Source organism: Kribbella sp. CA-245084, assembly GCF_050942355.1.
Taxonomy (GTDB): domain Bacteria; phylum Actinomycetota; class Actinomycetes; order Propionibacteriales; family Kribbellaceae; genus Kribbella.
In genome coordinates, this window is the sequence record NZ_CP192053.1 from 9037760 (window position 1) to 9064024 (window position 26265).

Consider the following 26265-nt stretch of genomic DNA (forward strand, 5'->3'; position numbering starts at 1 on the left):
AGCCTGACGTGTCCCAAGTGTCGTGCTGAGATGCGGTCGTACGAGCGCAACGGCGTCACTGTCGACCAGTGCGGAGAGTGCCGGGGGATCTTTCTCGATCGGGGTGAGTTGGAGCGGCTGGTGGATGCCGAGTTGCAGTACAACTCCCCGTCGCCGCAGCCTCGCTACGAGGAGAAGCGGTACGAGGAGAAGAAGCGGTACGACGACCGCAGGTACGACGACGACCGGCGGTACGGGAACCAGCACCCGCGCAAGAAGAAGAAGTCGTTCCTCGAGGAGCTCTTCGACTAGCGGGCGATGACCGTGCCCTGGGCGATCGCGCACAACGTCGGCGTGCCGGCGTCGTCGAGCGTGGTGAGCTCGCAGGTGCACGTCGCCTGACGTCTGCCCGAGTGGGCAATCTTCGCATCGGCCCGGAGGATCGCGCCCCGGGCCGGGCGGAGGTAGCTGATCGTGAACCCGCCGGTCAGCACCTCCGGGCCGAGCGCCGAACCGCCGGCGAACGTGATCGCGTTGTCGGCGGCGTACGCGAGAACGCCACCGTGCAGAAACCCGTTCTGCTGCTGAAGATCCTCGCGAATGTCGAGCTCCAGCGTCGCGCCCCCATCCCCGAACGCCGTCAGCCGTGCGCCGACCAGCACGCTGAACGGCTGCGCAGCCAGCAGCTTCTGAGCAATCTCGAGGGTCAATTCCGTCACGCGCCGCACGATATGCCACTTGCTGCAAAGCACGGTGTACGGCGGTCTGCGCGGGTCTATCGTCAGGGCGTGACCACGCCACCTGTTCAGCTCCGCCCGATCACCGATTCCGAGTACCCGAGCTGGTCGGACCACGTGGCCGAAACGTTCGCGGCCTGGATCGGCCCAGCCCGTGGGCTGACCGCTGACGAGGCGCTGAAGTTCGCCCACGAGGAGACGAAGAGACTGCTCCCGCAAGGTCCCGCCAGCGAGAACCAGCTGATCTGGATCGCGCTGGCCGGCGACGAACCGGTAGGCAACCTGTGGATCAGCACGGCGCGGGTGCCGTTCATCTACGCCATCGAGGTGGACAGCAACCAGCGCGGCAAAGGCTACGGCCGGGCGATCATGCTGGCCGGTGAGGAGGAGTGCCGCCGCCTCGGCCACAAGCAGCTGGACCTGAATGTGTTCGGCGACAACACCGCCGCGATCGGCCTGTACGACTCGCTCGGCTACGCGGTCATCTCCCAGCAGATGCGCAAAGAGCTCTGAAAATCGGTTGGACGGCGCTTTCCGTCTCGGCTTACCGTGGTCGGCGGTAGCCGCATCGAAAGGACCACAGGGAGCGATGTCGACTCGTCGCCTGGATATGGGTTAGCGAACTCAGCGATCGGACCGGATCGCGCAGCCGGGACGGACCTCGGAGTCCCCCGGCCGAACCCTCCTGGCGACTTGCTCGTCCTGCGCTCTGCGCGTTTGCGCGGTGGCGCTGCCCGGTCCTGTCAACTGACTCTTTCGAAAGCGGTGTTCCTTCGTGACGCCTGTTCCTTCCTTGCCGCCTGTCATCGCGGCACATGATCTGACCAAGACCTACACCTTCCACCAGCAAACCGCCGGTCTCGGCGGAGCGCTGAAGAGTTTGGTGAAACGCAAGTACGAGACCCGGCTCGCCGTCGACCGGATCAGCTTCGACATCAACCGCGGCGAGGTCGTCGGCCTGCTCGGCCCGAATGGCGCGGGTAAGACGACAACCCTGAAGATGCTGTCCGGCCTGCTGTACACGACCGGCGGTGAGCTGGAGGTCCTCGGCCACACGCCGTCGGACCGCAGGCACGACTACCTGCGCCGGATCGCGCTGGTCATGGGGCAGAAGACCATGCTGTGGTGGGACGTCCCGGCCATGGAGAGTCTCCTTCTCCACAAGGACATGTACGGCTTGTCCACCGCGGAGTTCGACCGCAACGTCGCCGAACTCGCCGAGCTGCTCGAGGTCGAACACCTGCTCAACGTCCAGGTCCGCAAGACCTCGCTCGGTGAGCGGACGAAACTCGAGCTGATGGCCGCGCTCGTCCACGGCCCGGAGATCCTGTTCCTCGACGAGCCGACGATCGGGCTCGACGTGGTCGCGAAGGCCCGCGTCCGGTCGTTCCTCGCCGACGTCAACCGGCTCCGCGGTACGACGATCCTGATCACCAGCCACGACATGGACGACATCGAGGCACTCTGCTCGCGGGTGATGATCATCGACCACGGACGGCTGCAGTTCGACGGCGGTCTGGACGATCTCGTTCGTACGGCGCAACCGCGCAAGCTGGTGCGGGCGACGTACGCGACACCTGTCGACGGCACACGCCTCGCCGGGCTGGACGGCGTGACCGTGGTCGACGTCGACGGTCAGACGGTGAAGCTCGAAGCCGATCGGGAGCGGGCCGGCGTCGTGATGGAGCAGCTCACCAGGCTCGGACCGCTGGTGGACCTCGATGTCGCGGACGCGGATGTCGAGGACATCATGCGCGACCTGTTCCTCCACCGCAGCACGCTGGGGGACGCATGATGAGCACAGCGGTGCGGAACCTTCGCGTCGTACGCCGGATGACGGCGGCCGAGATCGCCCAGCAGTCCGTGTACCGCGGGGCGTGGATCATCTTCATGCTGGCCAACATCTGCATGCCGATCATCTCGCTGCTGATCTGGCGGACCGCGCTCGCGAACGGCGCGAAGCTCCCGGTCGACGAGCAGTACATCACGACGTACTTCGTGCTGCTCGGGTTCGTCACGATGGCGACGTCGTCGTGGATGGCGGCGTTCCTGGCCAACGACATCCGGCTGGGCAAGCTGTCGAGCTGGATGGTGCGGCCGGCGTCGTTGCTGGTCGGGTTCGTCGCGAACAACCTGTCGGAGAAGTTCCTGAAGCTGTTCGCGTTGGTGCCGATGATCGGCATCGTCTGGTGGATCTTCCGCGACTCGATGAACATCCCGGCCGGCTTCGGGCGGTGGGTGCTCTTCGCGGTCAGCATCGCGTTCGGTGCGGTGCTGGTGTTCACGATCGACATCCTGATCGCGGCGCTGGCGTTCTGGATGGATGACGTGGGTGCGCTCGTGCAGGCCCGCGTGATCATCGCGAGCGTGCTGTCCGGTGCCGTCGTACCGCTGGCGTTGATGCCGTCGTGGTCGCGCGGTTTCGTCGACCACCAGCCGTTCCGGTACACGGTCTCGTTCCCGGTCGAGATCGTCGCCGGTCAGCTGACCGGCCGCGAACTGCTTGCGGGGCTGGGGATCCAGCTCGGGTACGTCGTGGTGCTCGGCGTTCTCGCTCGAGTCGTCTGGGCGGCGGGGATCCGGGCGTACTCGGCGGTGGGAGCGTGAATACGTATGCAGAAGATCGGCCGTCGCTCGACCGGAACTGGCTGCGGATGCAGTGGCGGCATGTCCGGCTGTGGCGGCGGTTCTTCGCTCAGGCGGTTGTTCGCGAGACGCATTACCGCGCGCATTTCCTGACCACGCTGCTTGTCGGCCTTGTGCAGTTGGGGTTGGGGATCGTGCCGACCTTGCTCCTGTTCGGCTTCACATCCGAGGTGCACGGATGGTCGCGGGCCGAGGTCATTGCGCTGGTCGGCGTGTTTCAGATCGTCACGGGGCTGATCGCGACGTTCGTGGCGCCGAACCTGAACCGGATGACGACGTACCTGACCGAGGGCGAGCTGGACGGCGTCCTGCTCCGGCCGGTGTCGAGTCAGTTCTACCTGACCCTGCGCTGGATCAACGTCGCCGAGCTGACGAACGTTGCCAGCGGCATCGTTGTGCTGGTGATCGGGCTGGTGCAGTCCGATCTCCGGCCCGGCGCCGGGCAGGTAGCGCAGGCCGTCGTACTGGCCGGCTGTGGGTTGGTGTTGCTGACGGCGGTGTGGTCGGCGATGTCGTTCCTGGCGTTCTGGCTGCAGTCGGTGAACCCGATCGGGGTCGTCTACCTGAGCATGGTGGAGGCCGGGCGGTACCCGTTGGTGTTCTTCCCGGTCGCGGTGCGGACGTTCCTGACGTTTGCGTTCCCAGTGGCGTTCGCGACGACGTTCCCGGTGCGGGCGTTGGCCGGCGACCTCGGTTGGGGGCCGGTCGTGCTCGGGCTCGGGCTTGCGGTAGTGGCGATGACACTAGTTCGGTTGGTGTGGCGGCGCGGCTTGCTGACGTACTCCAGTGCGTCGAGCTGATGTGGTTACCTGTGAGGTATGAGCTGGTGGGTCCTACACGTGGACATGGATCAGTTCATCGCGGCCGTGGAGATCCGGCGACGGCCTGAGCTGCGTGGGCTTCCTGTCGTGGTGGGCGGATCCGGCGATCCGACCAAACCACGGCAGGTGGTCGCCACGGCGTCGTACGAGGCGCGCGAGTTCGGCGTACATTCCGGCATGCCGGTGCGGGCGGCGTACAAGAAGTGTCCGCAGGCGGTGTTCCTGCCGTCGGATCCGGCTGCGTACGACGCGGCGTCGACCGAGGTGATGGACACGCTGCGCTCGTTCCCGGTCGTGGTGGAGGTCTGGGGCTGGGACGAATGCTTCGTCGGCGCCGAGACCGACGATCCGGAGGCGCTGGCCGGTCAGCTCCGCGCGGCCGTTGCCGAGCAGACCGGCCTGACCTGCTCGGTCGGCATCGGAGACAACAAGACCCGCGCCAAGCTCGCCACCGGTTTCGCGAAGCACGAGCGCTCGCACGCCGTGCCGTTCGAAGGCGCGGAGCCCGCTCGTGACGCCTCGCTTGCCGCCGGCGTGGGCCTTGACGACGGCATGGAGCTTGACGACGGCGTGGGCCTTGACGACGGCATGGAGCTTGACGACGGCGTGGGGCCGGCCGCCGGCGTCTATCGGCTCACGGCCGCGAACTGGCGCGAGGTGATGGACCACCGCCCGATCCGCGACCTCTGGGGTATCGGCAGCCGGATGGAGAAGAACCTCAACGAGCTCGGCATCACCACCGTCGCCGAGCTCGCCGCCGCCGATGTCGACGTGCTGAAGAAACGCTTCGGCCCCAACATGGGCGCCTGGTACGCCGCCCTCGGCCGGGGCCTCGGCGACACGCACGTCACCGACGTCCCGCGCGAACCGGTCTCCCGCAGCCACGAGGAGACCTTCGCGACAGACCTGGTCGAACACCCCGACATAGAACGTGAGCTCCGCCGGATCGCCGAAGAGGTCACCCGCGAGGTCGTCGCCGACGGCCGCACGATCCAGCGCGTCTGGGTGAAGCTCCGCTTCATCAGCTTCTACACGCCGATCAAGAGCCGCAAACTCAAGGCCCCGACCCAGGACCCCGAGGTCGTCGCCGCCACAGCCCTCGAGCTGTTGCAGAAGTTCGAGATCCGCCGCCCGATCCGTCTGATCGGCGTGCGCGTCGAGTTCGTACCTCCCGACGCCGCTAAGTGAGGACCTTCGCCATCTCTTCGTAGCTCTCCCGGACTGCCTCGGCCTTGCCGAGGCGGTGGCGCTCCAGGCGGATCGCCGCGAGATGACGAGCTTCGTAGATCTTCGCCCGCCACAGCGCATCCGCTGAGCGATCCAGGTCGCCGTACGACTCCCAGAACGCTTCCCGCTCGTCCGGTTTCGCCTGCGCCATCCGGATCGTCCAATCCGCCGCCGGGTCGCCGAACTCAGCCCGATCGAAGTCCAGCACTCCGGAGATCAACGGCTCCGGCGCATCAGCGTCCAACATGCAGTTGACCGTCCACAGGTCCCCTGCCAGCAGCCGCGGCTCGCGCACCTCATCCAGCGTCGCTCGGCCTTGAGTTGCTAGGTCCGCAACCTTCCGCACATCTGCAGCCTCGAGCCCCACCCGCTCCAGGTCCTCCGCGATCTGCGTGAACGACGCGATCAACACTGAGCTCCAAGACGCGTACGCCGGCCCGTCCGGCCGACCGAAGTACGGACCGCGCACGTCGTGCACCAAGCGGGCGATCGCGCCGAGCTGCCGGAAGAACGTCGTACGCCCCGACCGTGGATACCGCCCCAACCCCTCCGGCGCCGGTACGCCGGGCAGGCACGACTGGATCATCCAATCCCGGTCGATGAGGTCGTGCGACCAGTCCACGGCCAGCACCCGAGGCATCAAGGATGCGATCACGCCGAGCCACGGCACAACGGCGTACTCGTTCCGCATCAGGTGCCGCTCCGAGTCGAACTGCTCGTCCTCCGCCGGCGCGACCCGCAGAATCACCGGCTCGTCCCGCCCGGCCAACTCGACCCGATAGACGCCGTTGTACGACCCGTACCCCAGCTCGACGGCTCGCGTCGCCTCCGCACCCAACGCACGCCGGCAGATCGCCTGGAGGTCGATCACAGCTTGTAGGTGCGGGTGGCTGTCGTCGCGAAGATCGCCTCGCGCTCGGCGGGAGTGAGACTGGAGGTGAGGGTCTCGGCGGTTTCCACAACCTGGTTGTAGGTGGCGGCCAGCAGGCAGACCGGCCAGTCGGAGCCGAACATGACGCGGTCGGGGCCGAAGGCATCCAGTACGACGTCGGCGTACGGCTGGAGGTCCGCGGGCTTCCAGGTGGTCCACGGGGCTTCGGTGACCATGCCGGAGAGTTTGCAGGTGACGTTCGGGAGGGCCGCCAGCTCGCGGAGCTGCCCTGCCCAGGGCTCGAGCGGTTCGCCGATGACGGGCTTGGAGATGTGGTCGACGACGAAGCTGAGCTGGGGGAGGTTGCGGGCCGTTTGGATCGCGGCGGGGAGATGCGGCGCCTTGGTGAGGAGGTCGTACGCGAGGCCGGCCTCGGCGATGGCGGCCAGGCCGCGCTGTACGTCGGCACGCAGGAGCCAGCCGTCGTCCGGCTCGTCGTGGACCTGATGGCGGATCGCCTTCAAATAGGAGCCGTCGGGACGGGACAGCAGACCGTCGAGCGCTTCGCCGATATCTTCGGCCGTCAGGTCGACCCAGCCGACGACACCGGCCACCAAGTCGTTGCCTGCGGCAATCTCCAGGAACTCGACGGTCTCCTCGACCAGCCCGACCGTCTGCACCAGCACGGTCGACGTGATGTCGGCCGCGGCGGCGAGCGGGGCGAGGTCCTCGATCGCGAAATTCCGCCGGATCGGGTCCAGCTCCGGGCCCACCATCCACGTCTGCTCACGAACGCTCAGATCCCAGACGTGGTGATGCGCGTCGACTCGGCTCATGCTGCGGACGCTCTCATCCGACGCGCCGATCGTCAATCGCGTTCTGGTCCCAGTCGATGCCCAGACCGGGTACGTCGGGCGCTACCGCATGCCCTTCGACCACGGCCATCTCTGACCGCGTGATTGCCCGCAACTGCGGGATGTGCTCGACGTACCGCCCGTTCGGCACCGCAGCGGTCAGACTGACGTGCAGCTCCATCAGGAAGTGCGGGCAGACCTCCAGGTTGAACGTCTCGGCCAGATGCGCGACCTTCAGCCACGGAGTGATCCCACCGATTCGTGCCACGTCCACCTGGACGATCCCGGCGCCACCAGCAGCGACGTACTCCCTGAACTGCGACACGGAGTAAAGCGACTCCCCCACCGCGATCGGGATCGACGTCGACTCGGCCAGACGCACATGCCCGGTCACGTCATCAGCTGGCAACGGTTCCTCGAACCAGGACAGGTCGACCGCTTCGAACGCCGCCGCGCGCCTGCGAGCCTCCGGGTAGGTCATGGACTGGTTCGCGTCGACCATGATGTCCATCGACGGCCCCACTGCATCCCGTACTGCGCGCAGCCGCTCCACGTCCTCATGTACGCGCGGTTTACCGACCTTGAGCTTCACACCGGGCCAGCCGGCCTTCTGCGAGGCCAGTGCGCCCGTGACCAGCTCATCGGTTGTCAGGTGCAACCAACCGCCCTCGGTGTCGTACAGCGGCACCTGCTGGCGATAGCCGCCTGCGAGTCGCCACAGCGGCTCACTGGCCCGCAGACAGCGCAGGTCCCACAGTGCGGTGTCTACGGCCGCCAGTGCGAGTGACGTGATCGCACCGACCGTGGTGGCGTGCGTGGACCACCACAGGTCAGACCAGAGCTCCTCCACGTTCCGTGCGTCCTTGCCGACCAGTCGCGGCAACAGGTGGTCCCGCAACAACGCCAGTACGGCGGTGCCGCCGGTGCCGATCGTGTACGAGTACCCGAGACCGGTGAGCCCGTCCGTTGTCGACAAAGAGACGAAGATCGTCTCCTGCTTCAGGAACGCTTGTACGGCATCGGTGCGTACCGTCTCGACCTCGAGATCGACCAGGTAGGCCGTAGCCTTGGTGATCGTGCTCACCGGCAGCTCACGACGGTTCGACGGAATCTGCTGATCACGGGGCGGCTCCAGATCCTATAGGATATTGCGTACCTGATGCTCCCGCTTCACACTGGAGCCGTCAAGTGTGGGGCAGAATGAGCGTTCCGGGAGGAGTGACAGTGACGGATGCGCATCTTGGGCTCGCGGGGCAGCTCGCCCGCCTGCCCCAGCGACAGGTGCTGAGTGACGATGTCTACGAGACGGTCAAGGGCCTGATCATGGACAGCGTGGTGGAGCCGGGGACCCGGCTGAACATCGACGCGCTGACCCGCGAGCTGGGGATCTCCCAGACCCCGATCCGGGAGTCGCTGGCCCGGCTGGAGTCCGACGGCCTGGTGATCAAGGAGCCGCTGCGTGGGTACCGCGTGTCGTCGCGGCTGACCCGCGAGGAGTTCGAGGACCTGTTCGAGTACCGCCTGCACATCGAGCCGTGGGCGGCCTCACGAGCTGCTGAGCGGTCCGGGTCGGAGGACCTGGCCCGGTTGAAGGCCGAGATGCTCAGCTACACCGACGTACCGGACCGTCCGTCGTACGAGAGCTACCGCGCGATGGCGGCGCACGACCAGCGGTTCCACGACCTGGTTCTGGAGCTGGCCGGCAACGAGACGGCCCGGCTGTCCTTCCAGCGAACACACTGCCACCTGCATCTGTTCCGGCTGTACTACGGTGGCGGCATCGCGACGAAGGCGTTGCGAGAGCACAAGGTAGTGGTGACCGCGGTCCGCAAGGGCAACCCGGAGGAGGCGGCCGCGGCGATGCGGTCGCACATCGAAGCCTCGCGCGCCCGGCTGCGTCCCATCTTCGACACCCTCTCAGACTGACTGACCCAGGGAGATTCTGTGGAACTGCTCCGCCTCGGTCCGATCGGCGAGGAGCGCCCGTACGTGCGCGCCGCCGACGGCACCGTCCACGACCTGACCCCGATCACCGTCGATATCGACGCCGCGTTCCTCGGCTCCGACGGGATCGCGCGCGCCCGCGCCGCCCTGGACGCCGGGGAGTTGCCGGTCTCCTCTGTCGACGGTCTCCGGATCGGCGCCCCGATCGCCCGCCCGGGCGCGGTGGTTTGCATCGGCATGAACTACGCGGCGCACGCGGCCGAGGGCGGCGCCGAACCGCCGAAGCAGCCGATCGTCTTCTTCAAGCACCCGAACACGGTCGTCGGCCCGAACGACGACGTACTCGTCCCGCGCGGCTCGACCAAGACCGACTGGGAGGTCGAGCTCGCCGTCGTCATCGGCAAGCAGGCCCGGTACGTCGAGACCGACGAGGAGGCGCTGGCCTGCGTCGCGGGGTACGCCGTCTCGAACGACGTGTCGGAGCGGACCTTCCAGATCGAGGTCTCCGGCGGGCAGTGGTCGAAGGGCAAGTGCTGCGAGACCTTCAACCCGCTCGGACCTTCTTTGGTGCCTGCTGACGAGGTCTCGGACCCGCAGGGACTGCAGTTGAAGTCGTGGGTGAACGGCGAGCCACGGCAGGACTCGAACACGCGCGACATGATCTTCTCGGTCGCGGCGCTGATCCGCGACCTCTCGAAGTACATGGTGCTCAGCCCCGGCGACATCGTGAACACCGGTACGCCGGAGGGCGTGGCGCTGTCCGGCCGGTTCCCGTACCTGTCTCCCGGCGACACGATGGAGCTGGAGATCGAAGGTCTGGGCCGGCAGAAGCAGTCCCTCGGCAAGGCCTGAAAACTGTCCCCGGCCGGCTCTAGGGTCGGCCGGGTGACTGACTTCCTGGACGACATCCGCACCTCTTACGACACCGTCGCCGTCTCGTACGCCGAGCTCGTGGTCGACGGCGCCGACTGGGAGACCGAAGCGTTCGACCTGCTGGCGAAGCTCGTCGCGGGTAGCGGACTTCCTGTGCTCGACGTTGGCTGCGGGCCGGGGCGAACAACCGGCCTGCTCGCGGAGCGCGGTCTGCGCGTGACCGGCATCGACCTGTCGCCCGGGATGATCGAGGTCGCCCGCCGCTCGTGCCCGGACCTGGACTTCCGGGTCGGCTCCATGACCGCGCTGGACATCGCCGACGGTTCGGCCTCGGGCGTCGTGTCCTGGTGGTCGATCATCCACCTCCCGCGCAACGTAGTACCCCAGGCCTTCGCTGAGTTCTACCGCGTGCTCGCTCCCGGCGGCGTACTGCTGCTGGGTTTCCACGTCGGTTCGGAGTCGACTCATAAAACCTCTGGGTACGGCGGCCACCCGATGAACATCCACGTCCATCGCTGGACAGCGGCGGGGTTGACCGAGCTCGCCGTCGCCTCCGGCTTCGCGCCGTACCTGGCGACGGAAATTCCCCACGACCGCCTGCTGTTCCAGAAGTAGCCTCTGCGCATGACATCTCGCGTGCGATCGGTGACGTTCGATACCCACAACCCGTACGAGCTGGCCGGCTTCTGGCTCCAGGTCCTCAACGCCCCACGCCCCGACGACGACCACCCCGGCGACCCGTACGCGGCCGTGGTAACTGACTCCATGGAACTCCTCTTCGAACAGAACAACGACGAGAAAGCCGTCAAGAACCGCGTCCACCTGGACCTGGAACCCGACATCCCCCGCGACGAAGAGGTCGACCGCCTCCTCGCCCTGGGCGCCACCATCGCCACCGACTTCCGCAACCCCGACGGCACCGGCTGGGTAGTAATGCACGACCCCGAATCCAACGAATTCTGCGTCCTCCGAAGCGCCGCCGAACGAGCTGCGACGAGCTGAGCTGGTGGGGAGGACTGGTGGTTCGCCCCCGCGTGCTTACGCAGTCGCTACCCTCGTCGCTCCGCTCCTCGACGCGCCTGCTGCGCCCGCTTCCCACCCGCCCCCGGGCTTAGCGCCCGTGCATCCTTTCCGGCTGACGCCGGGAGTTTGCGGCTATCGCCGCGGTTGCCCGCTTGCCGCCTGGGGATGCGGCCGCCGCCGCGGTTTGCGGCTTGCCGCCGGGGGTTTGCGGGCTGCTGCCCGCGGGTTCGCGCTGGCGCGTGGGTGACAGCTTGTCGGCGCCCGAGGTTCTCCAGACTGCGGCGACCGCGGGCCGCGAACGGGAACGCTGCGAACCCGGCCATCGGAAATCAGATTGCGTCTGTGTCGGGGCGTCGACAAGGTGGTCGCATGACGGCTGGGGATGTTGCGGCGGAGTGGCGGGCGCGGGGGTTTGTGATCCTGCCGGGGTTTCTCTCCGCGGAGGAGCTGGCGCCGGCGCTCGGTGATCTGGGAACGATGTTCCCGACGCCCGAGGGATTCCATGACGGAACGGATGAGCGGCGATCGCGGTACGTCGAGGACGAGTTCGACGGGATCGACGTGTTCCCGTTCGCCAGCCCCGCGTTCAGCTTGCTCGCCGTACATCCCAAGATCGTGGGTCTCGCCGAGACGTTGCTCGGGCAGTCCGACGTGCGGCTTTCGTCGGCCGAGGCATGGGCGAAGTACACGGGCGCGACGTCGTACGACCAGGAACTGCACCGCGACTACCTCAACCAGACGATCCTCGTACCGTCGCTCGAGGATCGGTATCAGCATCTCGAGCTGTTCGTCTTCCTCGTCGACGTACCCGAGGAACTCGGGCCGCCGCACCTGGTGCCGTACGAACACACCGCAGACCTACCGATGAACCCGAACTTCTACCCGCGATCCGACGGCAGGGGCGACTTCGTCTCGACCGAGGACAACACGCGCCTGTACGACGCCGAGCAGTCCGGCACGGGCCCCGCCGGGACGGTCATCGCGTTCAACACCCGGACGTTCCACCGCGGCACCGGCCTGAGGAAGCCGCTCGGCGCGCGGTACTCGATGCAGCTCATCTACCGCCCAGCTGAAGCCGACTGGGGCCAGCGCGTGGCCTGGGCAGCTCGCAGTCACGAACCCGCCTGGTACGAGTTCGTCCACCGAGCCACCCCACGCCAACTGCAACTCTTCGGCTTCCCACCCCCAGGCCACCCCTACTGGACCGAACACACCCTCACCGGCATAGCCCAGCGCTACCCCGCCCTCGACCTATCTCCCTGGCACAACTCCAACTGACCCCTCGCGCGGCAGCCACTCGCAGCGACGAGGGAGCGGCCGCGTAGCACGCTGGGGTCAACCCACCAGCTTCTACAGGTCGTCGACGTATGGGGTTTGGCCGGTGAAGGTGAGGCGCCAGTCGGTTGTGTGGGCGTCGACTGTGAGGTCGTAGCCCTGGCGTCGTGCTGTCAGTTGGTGGTGGTCGTCGGTTACGTCGGAGACTGTCACCTTCCAGCCGCGGGCCTCGAGGGTCTCGGCGGTGAAGCCGATTTGGGCGACCGGGTCGGGGGTGGTCGGATCGCCGGTTTCGACGGTGATCGTGCAGACGGACTCGCGGCCGCGGTCGTCGGAGAGGGCACCTTGGTCGGCGGGGCCGACGTCCTGGGTGACCGTCGGTGTCTGGTCCGGTACGACGATCGCCGCCACCGCCAGGAGCTCCGAGCGGAGGTAGTTTCGCGCTTCGGTCAACGTCACGGTATCCGTGATACACCGTGCGGCCAGGCCACGCGACACCACGCCGCGTTTCGATTTCAGGAAACGAGCGGTGTCTCCCCCGTGAACGTTATCCGCCAGTCCGACGCCCACGCGTGTACGGCGACCTCGTACCCGTCACGCGACGCCGCGACCCGGTAGTGCCCGTTCTCCGGCGCCGCCACCTCGGCGTTCCATCCTCGAGCGCGCAACACGTCCGCCGCAGCCGAGACCGCAGCCGCCGGGTCCGGGTCCGTCGGGTTGCCCGTCTCAACCGAAACCCGACACACGGTCGCGGCCCCACGCCCGTCGAACAACACACCCGGGTTCACCGGCCCAGGATCATGCGTAACCACCGGCTCCTGATCCGGTACGACGGCTGCCGCCACCGCCACCAACTCACTCCGCAAAAACTCCCGCCCGCCCATCATCCCCGCACCCCTCCGGCCTGAGCAGCGCCTCGGACAGCACCACGTCCAGAAGCGCCGGTCCGCTCGCGAGCATCCAACGCGCCGCCACCCGGTACGACGGTTGCCGCTGCCAACTGACTCCGCATCAACTCACGTCTCGTCATCGCCTCGGTCCTTCCGTCCGCCGGTCCCGCGTCACCCCGGTCGCCCGGGCAGCGCCAGGTCGCCCAGGAGCAGCACCCTGTCCAGTAGCTCCGGCCCGCTCGCCGGCACCCAGCTCACCGCCACCCTGTCCACCCGCACCTGAGGCAGCTGCTCGGGCCGATGCCGGCGACGGTTTGGTGAGTGATGCAACTCCGTCGTACACCTTTGAGGCTGCGCCGGCGACGGCATTCAACGGGCCGGCCCACGAGGCGCCGAGCACCAACTTCGTCTCGGCGGATCGGCTGGTGTCTGTTGTTGTGATCGAGGTCAGGTCGCCGCGGACCACTCGGCCGATGTTGCGGAGTGCCTCGCTGTTCGGGCGGTAGTATTCGTTGTGCCAGTGCACCGATACCGCCTCGTCGTTGGCGATCGGGTCGTTCGTCGCCATCCGGATCGCGTCGGGGAAGGTCGCCGGATCGGGCCCGTGCCATTCGGAGTACGCGACGTAGTCCCCCGGCGCGCGTTCGACGTACAGGCGGGTCGGTGGCTGCACGAAGTCTGCGGCTTCATCGACGTACTTCGTGATGCCCGGCGATCCGGTCATCACCACGCGCTTCGCTCGTCCGCCGTCCAGCAGCGCCTGCCCGAGTACGTCGGTGCCGTACGAGTGCGCGACCGCCGTGACCTCAGCGCCGTCAGCCTTCAACCCGTCGAGCTCGTTCAGGAACTCCGCCAGCCGCGGCCCGCCCTCGAGCGCCGCATCCTTGCTCGCAGCCTGCACCAAACCGTGCGGCGAGTCGTAGTCGAGCCACACCACGACAGCCGTCTCTGACGGACCGGCCTCCTGCCGGATCAGGCCGCCACGGTCCGACTGGCCACGAAAAGTGTCCAGGCTGTTCCCCATCCCAGGCACCAGCACCGCGACATTCTTCGCATGCTGAACATCGCCGAGTACTTCAACAGCGCGCCCTTGTCCGTCCACATCGACCTTGAGGAACTGCCGCGGCCGCTGAACCGCGACAACGTTGCCCTCGGCATCCACCGTCGATTCCGTGACCGGCGTGAGCAATTCCTTGACGGTCTCGAGCCGTCGCCGCTCGGCGTCGTCCGCAGTACCGGCGTCGACCGCTGCCTGCAGACGCACGCGGGCAGCTTCCAGCACCTCGAGGTTGGCGCGATATCGATCAGCCAGCTCGTCCATGGCGTGACTCCCCGTGACAGCCGGCCACCTGGGCGTGAGACCGGACTGCCCGCAGTCTGCCAGGCGACGAGGTCCCCCGCATCCCGTCAGGCGAGGACCTGTGGACATCCCGGTCGTTCAGTGGAGGGCGAGTGACCAGGAGCCGACGTGCAGGGACAGGTTGACGCTCGCCAGCGGCCGTACGTCGACATGCCGGAGCGACTCGGCCGGGGCGTCGACGACGTACAGCACGATCGCCCGGACCACCGCGGGGTGCACGACCGCGATCACCGAGCTGCGGTCTTTGTGGCGCTCGGCAACATCACCCAGCCAGTCGGCGACCCGCGCGATCAGGTCGTTCTCTGTCTCGCCGCCGGGCGTCGCGGTGTGCGGTCGGTCGAGCCATGCCGCCACCTGAGTCGGCTCTGCGGCTAGCAACTCCTCCAGCTCGCGCCCGGCCCATTCGCCGTACTCACGGTCCCGCAGCGCCGGCTCGACCACTGGGTCGAACCCCAGCGCGGAGGCGGTCCGTACGGCGGCACGCTCGGGCCCGGCGTACACGACGTCGGCCGACAGGTTGAGCTCCCGGGCCGCCTCCAGACTCGCCGCATCCGGATCCACGTCCCCGCCGAGCATGAGCCCCCGCAGCGCAGGCGTCAGGGCATGCGCGACCACAGCCAAACTCGTCAACCTGCAGCCACCTTCGTTCAAGCCCCACAACGACACCGTCCTAGCAGCGTAGCGGCCAGAGCCCCCAGAACTGCGCAGGTGATTTAGCGCGGCAGGACCTGGTCCAGCTGGCTGCGGCTGGCTATCTCCAGCTTCGAGAAGACCTTGCGGAGGTGGTACTGAACGGTGCGGGCGCTGATGAACAACCGCGTAGCGATTTCGGGGTTGGAGAGGCCGTCGCGGGCCATTCGGGCTATCTGGGCCTCTTGGGCGGTCAGCTCGGTGCGGGTCGGGACGACTCGCTTGCGGGCGGTGCCGCCGGCTGCCTGGAGTTCCCGTCGAGCGCGGTCGGCGAACCCGGCGACGCCCATGGCTTCGAAGGCGGAGTGCGCCGTGCGGAGGTACTCACGGGCATCCGTACGCCGCCGCTCCCGCCGCAACCACTCGCCGTACAGCAGCTGCGCACGGGCGAGTTCGACCTTCAGGACGGTCTTCTCCAGGTGTGCGATCGCCTCGCGGTACAGCCCCTCGGCCGTCTCGCCGGCAGTGACCATCGCACGGCACCGGGCGGACACTCCGAGCGCCCAGTCCGTCCCGGTCGCGTTTGCCATCTCCTCGACCGTCTGCGCGACCCGGTGCGCAGTGTCGATCGCGCCTGTGCGAACCGCCGCCTCGACCAGCTCAGTGGGTACGAGCATCATCGAGCGGTCCTGACTCGCACGTTGAGCCGCGTCGAACGCGTCCTGGTACCGGCCCAGCCCGTTGGCGAGCACCGCGGCCGCCCAGTCCGCGAACGCGACCCCGATGCCTTCGCCGCGTCGGCTCCCGTCCCGCTTGGTCGCTTCAACCAGCGCCAGCGTCTCGGACCGATCCCCACGGAACGCCGCCAGCGCCAGCCGACCGTACGGCGCGAGCTTGCCACCGGTCACCTCGTTCGCCGCCTCCACCTCGTCGGTCAGGCTGGCGGCCGTCTCCAGGTCACCGGCAAACACCGACACGTAGGCCAACGAGGTAAGGGCCAACGCAACATCACTGAGTACTCCGGTCTGCCGCACGAGCTGCACGTGTCGCCGGGACAACTGCGCCCACCGGTCTGCGTCCCACAACCGCAGTGCCGTCGTCGTAGCCATCCACAGCAGCTGCAGCTCCTCCTCGGCAGACAGACCGGGCCCGAACCCCTCCAACGCCTTGTGCAACGTCGGAGCACCCGCCGCGTACCCGTCCCGGAAGTAGCGCGCAGAGCCCTCCAGCAGCAGGTCCACGGAGCGTGTCACCTCAGGCTGCGGCGCTGCAGCGGCCTCCTGCGCGACTGCGAGCACATCGCCGTCCGGTGTGGCCAGGTGCCCGGCAAAGATCGCCGCCGACAACGCATCCAGGTACGTCGTGCGCGCCAGCACAACATCGACCTTCTCGAGCCGCCTGGCCGCCTTCAGCATCAGCTGCGGCGCGTCGTTGCCTCTGTTGGTCAGGAACGCCAGCTGTGCGTGCACGAGGTCCGCCCGGGCCCGCTGGAACTCGCTGAGCTGCTCCCCCTCAGCCATGGCGAGCAGCTCGGCCGCCGAGTCGAACGCACCGGTCTGCAGCTCGGCCTGTGCGGCTGCCAGCGCCCGCCCGGCTCGCTTGACCGGGTCGATCGTCAGCGCAGCGGACCGCTGCAGGAACGCAGCAGTCGCCGCAAACCCACTCCGAGCCTGCGCTCGCCCGGCAGACCGCTCAAGCTCCTCCGCAATCTCCTCGTCCGGCCCGGCCGCGCCCTGCGCCCGGTGCCACGCGCGCCGATCCGGGTCGGCCTCGGCGTCGGTCTCCGCAGCCAGAGCCTGGTGTACTTCGCGCTGCTCGGCTGCCGACGCGGAGCAGTACGCAGCCGACCGCACCAACGGGTGCCGGAACCGGATCCGGTTAGCGAACTCCGCCAGCCCCGCATCAGCCGCCGGAGTGGCCGCCTGCGGATCGATCCCGAGCCGTACGGCGGCCCGTCGTACCAGTGCGTCGTCGCCGGACGGCTCAGCCGCGGCGAGCAGGAGCAGACGCCGGGTCTCGGCCGGCATCGCGGTCACTCGCTGGATGAAGCTCTCCTCGATACCGGTCGCGCTGGGCAGCCCGAAGCCGCCGGCCAACTGCGCCGGGGTCAAACCACGCGGCAGTTCGAGCAACGCCAACGGGTTCCCGTGGGCCTCAGCAACCAGCTGGTCGCGCACCTGCGCATCGATCGGCGAAGTCAGTACGGCGTCGAGCAGCGAGCGCGCATCAGCATCACGCAGGCCGCCGACCTGGTACTCCGGCAGTCCCTGGAGGATCTGCCCGACCTGACGGGTCGCGAAGACGAGGCCAAGGGACTCAGCGCCCAGCCGCCGGGCCACGAACGACAGGATCTGCGCAGAGCACCGGTCCAGCCATTGCTGGTCGTCGATCAGGCACAGCAGCGGTTGGTCGACCGCAGCCTCGGCCAGCAGGCTCAGAACGCCCAGGCCGATCAGGAACATGTCCGGAGGCGGTCCGGCGCTGATGCCGAACACAGTCCGCAACGCGTCGGCCTGCGGCGCCGGTAGCCGGTCGAGCAGGTCGAACGCAGGCGCACACACCTGGTGAAGAGCGGCAAAGGCCAGCTCCATCTCCGACTGCACACCAGAGACACGTACGACCTGACCGCGGTGCGCCTGAGTCGCCAGGTAGTCCATCAGTGCGGACTTGCCGACCCCAGCCTCACCGGACAGCACCAGCGCCCGGCTCTCCCCGGAGCACACCGCAGTGATGAGCTGATCGAGCGCATCGCATTCCGCGTCGCGCCCAGTCAGCTCAGCAGAGCGATGGGGAGGAAGCACAGCCTCAAGGTATCCCCCGCTCGCGGCGTCGCCGAATGGCTAGCCACTGGCGGATGCGAACCGATTCGCGCCTGCCGCACCCTCTAGCGGTGCGACGAGCAGCGCTCAGAGCCGTTCGGGTTCCGTAAGCGATCTGCTGATCTGAACGGAGATGTGTGATGGGACTGGCCTGGCAACAAGGTCCATTGGGGACCGGTGCGATCGGACGGTTCTTGGTACCGGTCGAGCTCCCGGAGCGGATGCTGTACGCCGAGCCGGCGCGGCGGCGGATGCGCGTCCGTCTCGGCGACAACTGGATCGCCGACAGCGAGGACGTCGTACTGCTGCACGAGCCCGCTCGGTACCCGGTGGCGTATTTCCCGGTGGAGGACGTGGTGGCCGACGTACTGAAGTCGGAGGACCGGACCACACAGCACAAGGACCTGGGTGCGACCGCTTGGTACACGGTAACTGTTGGTGACGCGAGCAAGCCGCGTTCGGCCTGGCAGCACGTGGAGCTGCCGGACTACGCGAGCGAGCTGAAGGGACGGGTCGCCTTCGCGTGGCGGGCGATGGACGCCTTCTACGAGGAGGACGAGCGGATCGTCGGCCACGCAGCCGACGCGTACCACCGGATCGACATCCGGCAGACCAGCCGGCACCTGATCGTCCGTGACGGCGACCAGGTGATCGCCGACTCGTCACGTCCGCTGGTGCTCTTCGAGTCGGGCTTCGCGCCGCGCTGGTACGTACCGCGGGAAGACGTCACCGACGGATCACTCACACCGGTCGAAGGCCAGACCTTCTGTCCCTACAAAGGCCTCTGCAGCTACTACGACATCGGTACGGCGCAACGGGCCGCCTGGTCGTACGAAGACGCCTGGACCGAAGTACGCCGAATCTCCGGGATGGTCTCGTTCGAACCGGACAAGGTCGAGGTGGAGCTGGACGGGAAGCGGATGCGGCAGGAGCCTGGTCAGGGTGTGATCTCGCATGGTGTCGACCGCGACCTGACCGTGGAGGAACTGTCCGGATGAGCGCAGCCAGTGTTTTGTCGGTCAACGTCGGGATGCCGAAGAACGTCGAGTGGAACGGCAAGACCGTCTTCACCGGCGTCTGGAAGGAGCCTGTCGACGGACCGGTGATGGTCCGCCGGCTGAACCTGGACGGCGACGGGCAGGGCGACAAGGGCGGCCACGGCGGCGAGCAGCGGGCCGTGATGGTCTACCAGATCGATTCGTACCGTCACTGGGAGGAGCACTTCGGGCGGGACGACTTCGTGTACGGGCAGTTCGGCGAGAACCTGACCATAGACGGGCTGCCTGACGATGAGGTGTGCATCGGCGACCGGTACCGGATCGGTGGCGCCGAACTGGAGGTCACGCAGCCGCGAGTGACTTGCTACCGGGTCGGTCTGCGCATGGGCGAACCGGAGCTGCCCGCACTGCTCGTCAGCCATCACAGGCCGGGGTTCTACTGCCGCGTGATCACCGAAGGACCGGTCCGGGCCGGTGACCCGATCGTGAAGGTCTCTACTGGGCCGGGTGCGCTCAGCGTGGCCGACACGGATGCGCTGCTCTATCTGCCGCACCGGGATCGAGCCAAGCTGCAGGTCGCCGTACAGATCCCTGCGTTGAGTCCTGGGTGGCTTGGGTCGTTCCAGGACCTACTGGCTGAGGAGGACAAGCCGAAACCGGCATGGGACGGCTTTCGCCAGCTGCTGGTGACCGAGGTGGTTCCGGAGAGCACCAACGTGTTCTCCGTACGCCTCGCCACCATCGACGGCAGCGACCTGCCCCCAGCCCGCCCCGGCCAGTACCTGACCTTCCGGCTGCCGGACGCCGTGCGCAGCTACTCGCTGTCCTCGACGCCCGACTACCGCGTCAGCGTCAAGCGGGAGCCGCACGGGGTTGGCAGCGGCTACATGACTCGGCTGGCTGCCGGAGCGGTCGTCGACGTCGCTGCACCCCGTGGTGACTTCCTACTGCAGGACGGCACCACGCCAGTCGTGCTGCTCTCGGCCGGTATCGGGCTGACTCCCGTCCTGGCGATGCTGCACGCGTTGGCCGGCAGCTCTCGCGAGGTGTGGTGGATTCACACCGCCCGTGGACCATCCGAGCACCCGCTCGCCTCCGAGGCGCACGAACTGCTGGCCAAGATCCCCAACGGCCACGAGCGCATCTACTACAGCTCTGTCGACGGACGGCTCACCGAAGAGAAGCTGGCCGAGCTGGCTCTGCCGTCCGACGCAACGGCGTACATCTGCGGGCCAACGGCCTTCATGACCGCCATGCAGGCCGCACTGACCGCAGTCGGGGTGACGCAGGTCCACACCGAGCTGTTCGGTGCACTAGCTGCGATCAACCCCGGCCTGGTCGACCAGATCGCCCGTACGCCGCATCAGCCGGACGGTCCGCCCGGCGACGGACCGCAGGTGACTTTTGCCCGCAGTGGCATCTCTACTGCGATGCGGGACGGCAGTCTGCTGGACCTGGCGGAGGCATGCGATGTTCCGACGCGCTGGAGCTGCCGGACCGGGGTCTGCCAGACCTGTGTCACCCCACTGCTTTCGGGAGAAGTCACCTACTCTCCCACCCCACTCGAACCCCCGCCCGACGGTCAGGCGCTGCTCTGCTGCGCCCGCCCGACGACTGATCTCGTACTGGACATGTGATGGATTACAGAATCGAAGTTGTCACTCTGCCGGTCAGCGACGTTGACGCGTCGCTGGCCTTCTACCGATCGCTCGGCTTCAGCGTCGATGTCGACTATCACCCGCGCGACGGCTTCCGCGTCGTCCAGGTGACACCGCCCGGCTCCGCCTGCTCGATCCAGTTCGGCGAAGGGCTAACCGATGCGGTGCCGGGCTCCGCGCGGACCAACTACCTCGTCGTCGACGACCTCGAGGCCGCGCACCGGGAACTGGTTGCCAACGGCATCAAGATCGGCGACGTCCAGCACAAGCAGCCGATCGACACCTGGGCCGGCGAACTCGCTCCCGGCCTGGACCCCGAGCGCCGGCCGTACGCCAGCATGGCCGAGCTCAGCGACCCGGACGGCAACACCTGGACGCTGCAGGAGATCAACAACAGATGACCGAGCTCGACCCCAGCGGGATGTCGCAGACGAGTGCCGCGACGAGTCCGCTGCGCGCGTTCCTGCGCACCGAGGCGGCCAGTGCGGCGGTCCTGGTCGCCGCGATCGTGATCGCACTCATCTGGGCCAACCTCAGCGGCACCGGGTACGAGAGCTTCTGGACGACCGAGCTGCCGATCCGGATCGGACCGCTGTCCGCGAACCTCGACCTCCGGACCTGGGTGAACAGCGGCCTGATGACGCTGTTCTTCCTGGTCGTCGGACTCGAGGCACGCCGCGAGTTCGACCTCGGTGAGCTCCGTGAACGCCGCCGGCTGGTCCTCCCGCTTGCTGCCGGGCTGGCCGGGATGGTTATCCCGGTGCTGATCTACCTGGCGTTCAACCACTCCGGCGACGGACTGCACGGCTGGGGAGCCGCGATGTCGACAGACACCGCACTGGCCCTCGGCGTACTCGCAGTGGCCGGCAAGCAGGTGCCAGACCGGATCAGGACCTTCCTGCTGACCGTGTTCGTCGTCGACGACGTGGTGGCACTCGTGGTGATCGCGGTCGCGTACACGAGCGAGGTGCACGTGGTCGGGTTGCTGGTCGCGATCGCGGCGTACGGCGGTCTGCTGGCGACCAGGCGGGTGCCGTACCGGCAGCGGCGGGTGCTCTTCACCGCGCTCGCCGTGGTGCTGTGGTGCGCGCTGCTGGCCAGTGGGATCGACCCGGTGGTGACTGGTCTGGCGGTGGGGCTGGCCACGTCGGCGTACTTGCCTCGGCGTGATGCGCTCGAGCAGGCGACCACGCTGGTCCGGCTGTTCCGTGAGCAGCCGACGCCGGAGCTGGTCCGGGAGGCGACCACCGGGCTGACCGGGACGTTGTCGGCCAACGCTCGCCTGCAGCACACGTACCACAGCGCGACGAGCTATGTGATCGTGCCGCTGTTTGCACTGGCGAACGCAGGCATCTCGCTGCGGCCGAGTCTGCTGTCGGATGCGCTGACCGCACCTGTAGCTGTCGGTCTGTTCGTTGCGTTCGTGGTCGGCAAACCGATTGCTGTCGCTGGGACGTCCTGGGCGCTCATGAAGACCACGCACGGCTCGGTGCGGCCGTCTGTCGGCTGGGCCGGTGTCGTGGGGAGCGGACTGATCGCCGGCGTGCCGTTCACGGTGTCGCTGCTGATCGCCGACCTTGCTCTGACCGGTACGGCGCTCGAGGAAGCGAAGATCGGCGTACTCGCGGCTGCTGTAGCCGCCTCTGTCATCACGCTGGTCTTCTACCGCCTGATGGCCGGCCACACCCGGGCGTTGCTGGGCACCGGTAGCCAACTGGTCGACCTAGCGACTCCCGTGGACGCCAACCGTGATCATGTGCGTGGTCCGGCGGACGCGGTGGTCACAGTGGTCGAGTACGGCGACTTCGAGTGCCCGTGGACCCAGATGGCGGCGCCGACCGCCCGTGAACTGATCGCCACGAACAGCTACATACGCTACGTCTGGCGACACCTGCCGCTGCACGACGTACATCCGCACGCGCAGTTGGCGGCAGAGGCAGCCGAGTCGGCTGGGCGACAGGGCAAGTTCTGGCCGATGCACGACCTACTACTGGCGAATCAGGAGAACCTCGAGCTGGAGCACATCCTGAAGTACGCCGCGGAACTGCAGCTGGACCTCAAGCGCTTCCGGACCGACCTGACCTCCCACGACTTCGCCACCCGAATAGCGCAGGACATCGACTCGGCAGACCGCAGCGGCGTAGCCGGCACCCCCACCTTCTTCATCAACAGCCACCGCCACGACGGCCCCCAGGACCTAGGCTCCCTCACCGAAGCCATCCGCCAGTCCCTCGCCACGGCGACCTAGAGGGGTGTGATCTGTCCCACCCGGCGGATAGTCAGCTGCGCCGCGACCTGGTCGCACTTACTCTGGGGAGATGCCGTCCGCTCATCATCTGCTTGCGTTTGCGATTACTGCGTTCATCATCATCGTGGTTCCGGGGCCGAGTGTGTTGTTCATCGTGGGCCGCGCGCTCGCGGTCGGACGGCGCGAAGCGGTCTTGACGATGGTCGGGAACACGCTCGGTGCTGCCGTCATGCTGGTACTGATCGCGCTCGGGCTCGGCACGTTGATCGCGGCCAGTGCGATCGCGTTGACCGTGGTCAAGCTCGGCGGGGCGGCGTACCTGATCTATCTCGGCGTACAGGCGTTCCGCTCGCGGAAGTCGCTGGCGGAGGCGCTGGCCAGCGGTGTGAAGCCGGGCAGCAGCCGGAAGACCGTTCGCCAAGGCTTTCTCGTCGGCGTGACCAACGCCAAGACCGCGGTGTTCTTCGCGGCCGTCCTCCCGCAGTTCGTGGACAAGGGCGCGAGCAGCCCGGCGTGGGCTCAGATCCTCATTCTCGGGCTGATCTTCATCCTGATCGCGCTCTGCTCGGACAGCGTCTGGGCAGTCGTTGCCGGTACGGCGCGCGAGTGGTTCGCCCGCTCGCCGCGCCGGCTCGAGCTGGTCGGCGGCACCGGCGGCCTGATGATCATCGGCCTCGGCGCCAGCATCGCAGTGACCGGTTCTAAGGAGTAGTACGCCGACCCGCCTGTACGCCGAGCAACGCGAGCAACGCCGGGAACCCGAACGCCACGACGTACGCCGTGATGTCGGAATGCGGCTCGATTGCCGCGAACAACGATCCGCCGATCGCCAATACCGTTGCTGTCGACAACGAGTCGCTCAGCTGCGCGGCTGAGCTGTTCGCGCCCTGTTCCTCCCGCTCGGAGTAATCCAGGGTCAGCACCGAGAGCGTCGGGAACACCGTCCCCATCCCGAGCCCGGTCAGACTCCACCCGAGAATCCCGACGAGCACAGGGACGTGCGGATCGAGCGTCAACGTGGCGGTCACGATCCCCAGCACGATCAGCACCATCCCGCCCTGCAGGAACACCGAGTGCGAGAACGGCTGATTCGGCCGCCCGCGGTACCAGGACGCCGCCGACCAACTGAGCGCGCTCACTGTCAGCACCAGTCCCGCCAGCGTCGGCGACAACCCGCGCTCCCGGGTGAGCATCAGCGGCAGGAACACCTCAGCACCGAACCCGGACGCCGCGACCAACCCACGCAACGCGACCACCGACGGTAGTCCCCGCCCGAAGGTGAACGTCCCGGACGGCAACAACCGCGGACCGAACGCGATCACGCCAGCCAGCCCGACTACCAGCAGAACCACCTGCAGTACGCCGCGCTGCTGCCCGCCGTAATGCAGCAGCCCGACTCCGACCGCTGCCGCGACCGCCAACATCGCCCGCCTGTTCCACAGCTTTCCCGGACGTACTTCGTGCTCGCCCGCCCGCGCCAGACCGGGCCGCATCACCAGAGCAGCAGGGATCGCGAGCGCCGGTACGGCGAGGAACACGAACCGCCAACTGGTGTGTTCGACGATCAATCCCGCGATCGCTGGACCGACCAACGATGGGACGACCCACGCGGTCGCGAACGCGGCGAAGATCTTCGGGCGCAGCCGGGCCGGGTACAGCTGGCCGACGACGACGTAGAGCGCGACGGTCAGCAGACCCGAGCCGTACCCCTGGATGATCCGGCCGACGACCAGGACCTCCATCGTCGGCGCGAACCCGGCGATGAGCAGCCCGCCCAGGAACCACGCCGTACCGTGCCAGAGCGGGCGAGCCGGGCCCTTCAGGTCACTCCAGGTGCCGGAGACAACCATCGCGACCACACCGGACGCGAGCGGTCCGCCGAACGCGAGCGCGTACAGGCTGAGGCCGTCGAGCGCCTGCGCGACCGTCGGCATCGCGGTCGCGACGGCCAGTGACTCGAACGCGACGAGGGTGATCAGGGCAACCATCCCGATCGTCAGCGCGCGGTACTGCGGGGAGAGGACGCCGCCTGTTTCAGTGCTGGCCGTCGGCTCGGCAAGGGTGGTCATGCCGAGTAGGTTCCGTCCTCAAGTGCACTTTAAGTCAAGGCTGTCAGTACCAACGCGACGATCGGCGGCACGGCCTGCGTCGCCGCGGCGCGAACCATCCGGCGATCGGAGGCGACCAGGACGACGCCGGCACCCGCCATGCACGCACAGGCGAACAGCGCGATCGCGTGGCCCTTGTCGCCACCCCAGATCAGCCCGCCGAGCGCGCCGACTGCCAGGAACAGGTTGTAGAAGCCCTGGTTGAACGCCCACGGCCGCGCGGCCGCCATCTCGGTGTCGTCCTTGACCAGGAACCGGCGATAGGTGCTCGGCTTGCGGAACAGCAGGCTCTCCATCGCAAACACGAACAGATGGAACACGCCAGCAATCACCACGAAGACCTGCGCGATCACGCTCATGCCGGGAAGGTACCGCTACGCCCGCCAATCCGTCGTGAAGGCACGCGCTGGGTTGTTCCGGAACACGGCGTCCGCGACGTCGTCACCGAAGTACCGCGTGATCCGCGGCCGCAGGTGCGTCAGCAGGTACGGCATGCCCGGGCCTTCTCCGGTCGCGGCCCGCGCTCGAGCGGTCGTCGTGTCGCCGCCGAGCAGCAGGCGGTCGGCGTACCCGGCGTCGATCAGCGCGGCCAGACAGTCCATCATCCGCGGATCGGTGGCGCTGTTGGCCCGCGACGGCCCGTCGAACGCCAGCCACGCACCCCGCTGCGCCAACTCGAGCTGCACGCGATGATCCGGGAAGCGGTTCAGGTGCCCGAGGATGACAGCGTCCGGATGTACGTCGAGCTTGTCGACCAGCAGATCGAGTACTGCGTCTGCCGCCGAGCCCAGCTCGTGGTGGATCGCGATCGGCGCGTTCGTCGCGTGATGCGCCTCGGCCGCGGCCCGCATGACCAGGTCGGCATGTACGTCGAGGACATGGAAACCGCTGGCCACCTTGATCAGGCCCGCGCGCACCTGGGTGTCGCCGATGCCCGCGGTCACCTCGCGGACGAAGATCTCCGCCAGCTGGTCCTGCACCTTGTCGACGAATCCGTCGGGGTAGTGCTCGCGCCGGTGCAGACCGGTCGCTGCGACGATCGAAACCCCTGTCCTGGTTGAGATTCCAGGCAGCAGCTCGGCGCGCCGGTTCAGACCGTACGGCGTCCACTGCACGATCGCCTGACCGCCTGCGTCCGCGAACGCGCGTACCTCAGCCGTCGCGGCTTCCTCGTCGTCCAGCTCCTGACCGGGCAAGGCCGCCGAGCGGAAGAACAGGTGGTCATGCGAGTCGGTGATGCCGAGTGCGTCGGGCCGCAGGTCCCCCAGAACAGTACGAATCACAGAACCAACGTAGCGTTCCGA

At 67.7% G+C, this 26265-nt stretch carries 29 protein-coding genes; 16 read left to right on the forward strand and 13 right to left on the reverse strand.

Translation table 11 applies throughout. The annotated features are described in order from the left end of the window. Nucleotides 1-30: 30 nt before the first annotated feature. Nucleotides 31-291, forward strand: coding sequence for a zf-TFIIB domain-containing protein (locus ACQPYH_RS43445; protein WP_432884220.1), 261 nt, complete (start codon nucleotides 31-33; stop codon nucleotides 289-291). Here ACQPYH_RS43445 and ACQPYH_RS43450 read toward each other — a convergent pair. Next, nucleotides 288-698 (reverse strand): PaaI family thioesterase, encoded by a 411-nt coding sequence (locus ACQPYH_RS43450; RefSeq protein WP_432884222.1) that lies wholly within the window; start codon nucleotides 696-698, stop codon nucleotides 288-290. The two genes, ACQPYH_RS43445 and ACQPYH_RS43450, sit on opposite strands and share 4 nt — an antisense overlap. A 69-nt stretch (nucleotides 699-767) precedes the next feature. On the opposite strand from ACQPYH_RS43450, the gene ACQPYH_RS43455 reads away from it, so the two are divergent. From ACQPYH_RS43455 to ACQPYH_RS43475, 5 genes are all read left to right on the forward strand, one after another. Further along, entirely contained in the window at nucleotides 768-1229 is a 462-nt protein-coding gene (locus tag ACQPYH_RS43455; protein WP_432884225.1) for an N-acetyltransferase family protein, read from the forward strand. A 262-nt stretch (nucleotides 1230-1491) separates the two neighbouring features. Continuing rightward, a complete protein-coding gene (locus ACQPYH_RS43460; protein ID WP_432884228.1) occupies nucleotides 1492-2511 on the forward strand; it encodes an ABC transporter ATP-binding protein in 1020 nt (339 codons plus the stop codon). After that, nucleotides 2511-3323, forward strand: a complete 813-nt coding sequence (locus ACQPYH_RS43465; protein ID WP_432884230.1) for an ABC transporter permease — start codon at nucleotides 2511-2513, stop codon at nucleotides 3321-3323. Before ACQPYH_RS43460 ends, ACQPYH_RS43465 begins: the two co-directional genes overlap by 1 nt. After that, nucleotides 3320-4162, forward strand: coding sequence for an ABC transporter permease (locus tag ACQPYH_RS43470; protein WP_432884233.1), 843 nt, complete (start codon nucleotides 3320-3322; stop codon nucleotides 4160-4162). The genes ACQPYH_RS43465 and ACQPYH_RS43470 overlap by 4 nt, the downstream gene beginning before the upstream one ends. An 18-nt stretch (nucleotides 4163-4180) precedes the next feature. Further along, nucleotides 4181-5371, forward strand: a complete 1191-nt coding sequence (locus ACQPYH_RS43475; protein WP_432884236.1) for a DNA polymerase IV — start codon at nucleotides 4181-4183, stop codon at nucleotides 5369-5371. Here ACQPYH_RS43475 and ACQPYH_RS43480 read toward each other — a convergent pair. Genes ACQPYH_RS43480 through ACQPYH_RS43490 form a run of 3 tightly spaced genes read right to left on the reverse strand, consistent with a single transcriptional unit; the run spans nucleotide 5364 to nucleotide 8219 of the window. Beyond that, nucleotides 5364-6281 carry a phosphotransferase family protein gene (locus tag ACQPYH_RS43480; RefSeq protein ID WP_432884239.1) on the reverse strand — a complete coding sequence of 306 codons (918 nt, stop codon included), beginning with the start codon at nucleotides 6279-6281 and terminating at the stop codon, nucleotides 5364-5366. The genes ACQPYH_RS43475 and ACQPYH_RS43480 overlap by 8 nt on opposite strands. Further along, on the reverse strand, nucleotides 6278-7117 hold the full coding sequence (locus ACQPYH_RS43485; protein WP_432884242.1) for an amidohydrolase family protein: 840 nt from the start codon (nucleotides 7115-7117) through the stop codon (nucleotides 6278-6280). Before ACQPYH_RS43485 ends, ACQPYH_RS43480 begins: the two co-directional genes overlap by 4 nt. Before the next feature lie 13 nt (nucleotides 7118-7130). Further along, the gene (locus ACQPYH_RS43490) at nucleotides 7131-8219 is read right to left on the reverse strand and encodes a mandelate racemase/muconate lactonizing enzyme family protein (protein ID WP_432884245.1); all 1089 of its coding nucleotides are present in this window, start codon (nucleotides 8217-8219) and stop codon (nucleotides 7131-7133) included. Between the two features lie 140 nt (nucleotides 8220-8359). Here ACQPYH_RS43490 and ACQPYH_RS43495 point away from each other — a divergent pair, with 140 nt between their 5' ends. The 5 genes from ACQPYH_RS43495 to ACQPYH_RS43515 all read left to right on the forward strand — a co-directional run bounded on the left by ACQPYH_RS43495 (nucleotide 8360) and on the right by ACQPYH_RS43515 (nucleotide 12253). Further along, entirely contained in the window at nucleotides 8360-9061 is a 702-nt protein-coding gene (locus ACQPYH_RS43495; RefSeq protein ID WP_130442950.1) for a GntR family transcriptional regulator, read from the forward strand. Nucleotides 9062-9079: 18 nt separating this feature from the next. Then, complete coding sequence (locus ACQPYH_RS43500) at nucleotides 9080-9931, forward strand: fumarylacetoacetate hydrolase family protein (RefSeq protein ID WP_432884248.1); 852 nt, start codon at nucleotides 9080-9082, stop codon at nucleotides 9929-9931. A gap of 33 nt (nucleotides 9932-9964) precedes the next feature. Then, entirely contained in the window at nucleotides 9965-10567 is a 603-nt protein-coding gene (locus tag ACQPYH_RS43505; protein ID WP_432884251.1) for a class I SAM-dependent DNA methyltransferase, read from the forward strand. Nucleotides 10568-10576: 9 nt separating this feature from the next. Next, nucleotides 10577-10954 carry a VOC family protein gene (locus ACQPYH_RS43510; protein ID WP_432884254.1) on the forward strand — a complete coding sequence of 126 codons (378 nt, stop codon included), beginning with the start codon at nucleotides 10577-10579 and terminating at the stop codon, nucleotides 10952-10954. 390 nt (nucleotides 10955-11344) lie between these two features. After that, nucleotides 11345-12253, forward strand: a complete 909-nt coding sequence (locus ACQPYH_RS43515) for a phytanoyl-CoA dioxygenase family protein (protein WP_432884257.1) — start codon at nucleotides 11345-11347, stop codon at nucleotides 12251-12253. Nucleotides 12254-12325: 72 nt separating this feature from the next. Here the strand turns inward: ACQPYH_RS43515 and ACQPYH_RS43520 are convergent, their stop codons facing one another. The 6 genes from ACQPYH_RS43520 to ACQPYH_RS43545 all read right to left on the reverse strand — a co-directional run bounded on the left by ACQPYH_RS43520 (nucleotide 12326) and on the right by ACQPYH_RS43545 (nucleotide 17931). Next, nucleotides 12326-12709 carry a hypothetical protein gene (locus ACQPYH_RS43520; protein WP_432884259.1) on the reverse strand — a complete coding sequence of 128 codons (384 nt, stop codon included), beginning with the start codon at nucleotides 12707-12709 and terminating at the stop codon, nucleotides 12326-12328. Nucleotides 12710-12765: 56 nt separating this feature from the next. After that, nucleotides 12766-13101: a hypothetical protein gene (locus tag ACQPYH_RS43525; protein ID WP_432884262.1), complete on the reverse strand. Its 336-nt coding sequence runs from the start codon at nucleotides 13099-13101 to the stop codon at nucleotides 12766-12768. A 32-nt stretch (nucleotides 13102-13133) separates the two neighbouring features. Continuing rightward, nucleotides 13134-13280, reverse strand: coding sequence for a hypothetical protein (locus ACQPYH_RS43530; RefSeq protein ID WP_432884264.1), 147 nt, complete (start codon nucleotides 13278-13280; stop codon nucleotides 13134-13136). Beyond that, nucleotides 13277-14461: an alpha/beta hydrolase gene (locus tag ACQPYH_RS43535; RefSeq protein WP_432884267.1), complete on the reverse strand. Its 1185-nt coding sequence runs from the start codon at nucleotides 14459-14461 to the stop codon at nucleotides 13277-13279. Before ACQPYH_RS43535 ends, ACQPYH_RS43530 begins: the two co-directional genes overlap by 4 nt. Nucleotides 14462-14578: 117 nt before the next feature. Then, nucleotides 14579-15130, reverse strand: coding sequence for a histidine phosphatase family protein (locus tag ACQPYH_RS43540; RefSeq protein WP_432884270.1), 552 nt, complete (start codon nucleotides 15128-15130; stop codon nucleotides 14579-14581). A gap of 83 nt (nucleotides 15131-15213) precedes the next feature. After that, entirely contained in the window at nucleotides 15214-17931 is a 2718-nt protein-coding gene (locus ACQPYH_RS43545; RefSeq protein ID WP_432884273.1) for an AAA family ATPase, read from the reverse strand. 158 nt (nucleotides 17932-18089) lie between these two features. Between ACQPYH_RS43545 and ACQPYH_RS43550 the strand changes: the two genes are divergently transcribed. The 5 genes from ACQPYH_RS43550 to ACQPYH_RS43570 all read left to right on the forward strand — a co-directional run bounded on the left by ACQPYH_RS43550 (nucleotide 18090) and on the right by ACQPYH_RS43570 (nucleotide 23565). Then, nucleotides 18090-18947: a DUF427 domain-containing protein gene (locus tag ACQPYH_RS43550; RefSeq protein ID WP_432884276.1), complete on the forward strand. Its 858-nt coding sequence runs from the start codon at nucleotides 18090-18092 to the stop codon at nucleotides 18945-18947. Then, a complete protein-coding gene (locus ACQPYH_RS43555; protein WP_432884279.1) occupies nucleotides 18944-20584 on the forward strand; it encodes an MOSC domain-containing protein in 1641 nt (546 codons plus the stop codon). Before ACQPYH_RS43550 ends, ACQPYH_RS43555 begins: the two co-directional genes overlap by 4 nt. Continuing rightward, nucleotides 20584-21006: a VOC family protein gene (locus ACQPYH_RS43560; protein WP_432884282.1), complete on the forward strand. Its 423-nt coding sequence runs from the start codon at nucleotides 20584-20586 to the stop codon at nucleotides 21004-21006. The genes ACQPYH_RS43555 and ACQPYH_RS43560 overlap by 1 nt, the downstream gene beginning before the upstream one ends. Then, the gene (locus ACQPYH_RS43565; RefSeq protein ID WP_432884284.1) at nucleotides 21003-22853 is read left to right on the forward strand and encodes a Na+/H+ antiporter NhaA; all 1851 of its coding nucleotides are present in this window, start codon (nucleotides 21003-21005) and stop codon (nucleotides 22851-22853) included. The genes ACQPYH_RS43560 and ACQPYH_RS43565 overlap by 4 nt, the downstream gene beginning before the upstream one ends. Nucleotides 22854-22923: 70 nt before the next feature. Next, the gene (locus ACQPYH_RS43570; RefSeq protein WP_432884287.1) at nucleotides 22924-23565 is read left to right on the forward strand and encodes a LysE family translocator; all 642 of its coding nucleotides are present in this window, start codon (nucleotides 22924-22926) and stop codon (nucleotides 23563-23565) included. On the opposite strand, the gene ACQPYH_RS43575 is transcribed toward ACQPYH_RS43570, so the two are convergent. The 3 genes from ACQPYH_RS43575 to ACQPYH_RS43585 are packed head-to-tail and all read right to left on the reverse strand — an operon-like array spanning nucleotide 23555 to nucleotide 26244. Beyond that, nucleotides 23555-24922: an MFS transporter gene (locus tag ACQPYH_RS43575; RefSeq protein WP_432884290.1), complete on the reverse strand. Its 1368-nt coding sequence runs from the start codon at nucleotides 24920-24922 to the stop codon at nucleotides 23555-23557. The two genes, ACQPYH_RS43570 and ACQPYH_RS43575, sit on opposite strands and share 11 nt — an antisense overlap. A gap of 29 nt (nucleotides 24923-24951) precedes the next feature. Next, nucleotides 24952-25320: a DUF1304 domain-containing protein gene (locus ACQPYH_RS43580; RefSeq protein WP_432884292.1), complete on the reverse strand. Its 369-nt coding sequence runs from the start codon at nucleotides 25318-25320 to the stop codon at nucleotides 24952-24954. A gap of 15 nt (nucleotides 25321-25335) precedes the next feature. Beyond that, complete coding sequence (locus ACQPYH_RS43585) at nucleotides 25336-26244, reverse strand: phosphotriesterase family protein (RefSeq protein WP_432884295.1); 909 nt, start codon at nucleotides 26242-26244, stop codon at nucleotides 25336-25338. Between the last annotated feature and the right edge of the window lie 21 nt (nucleotides 26245-26265).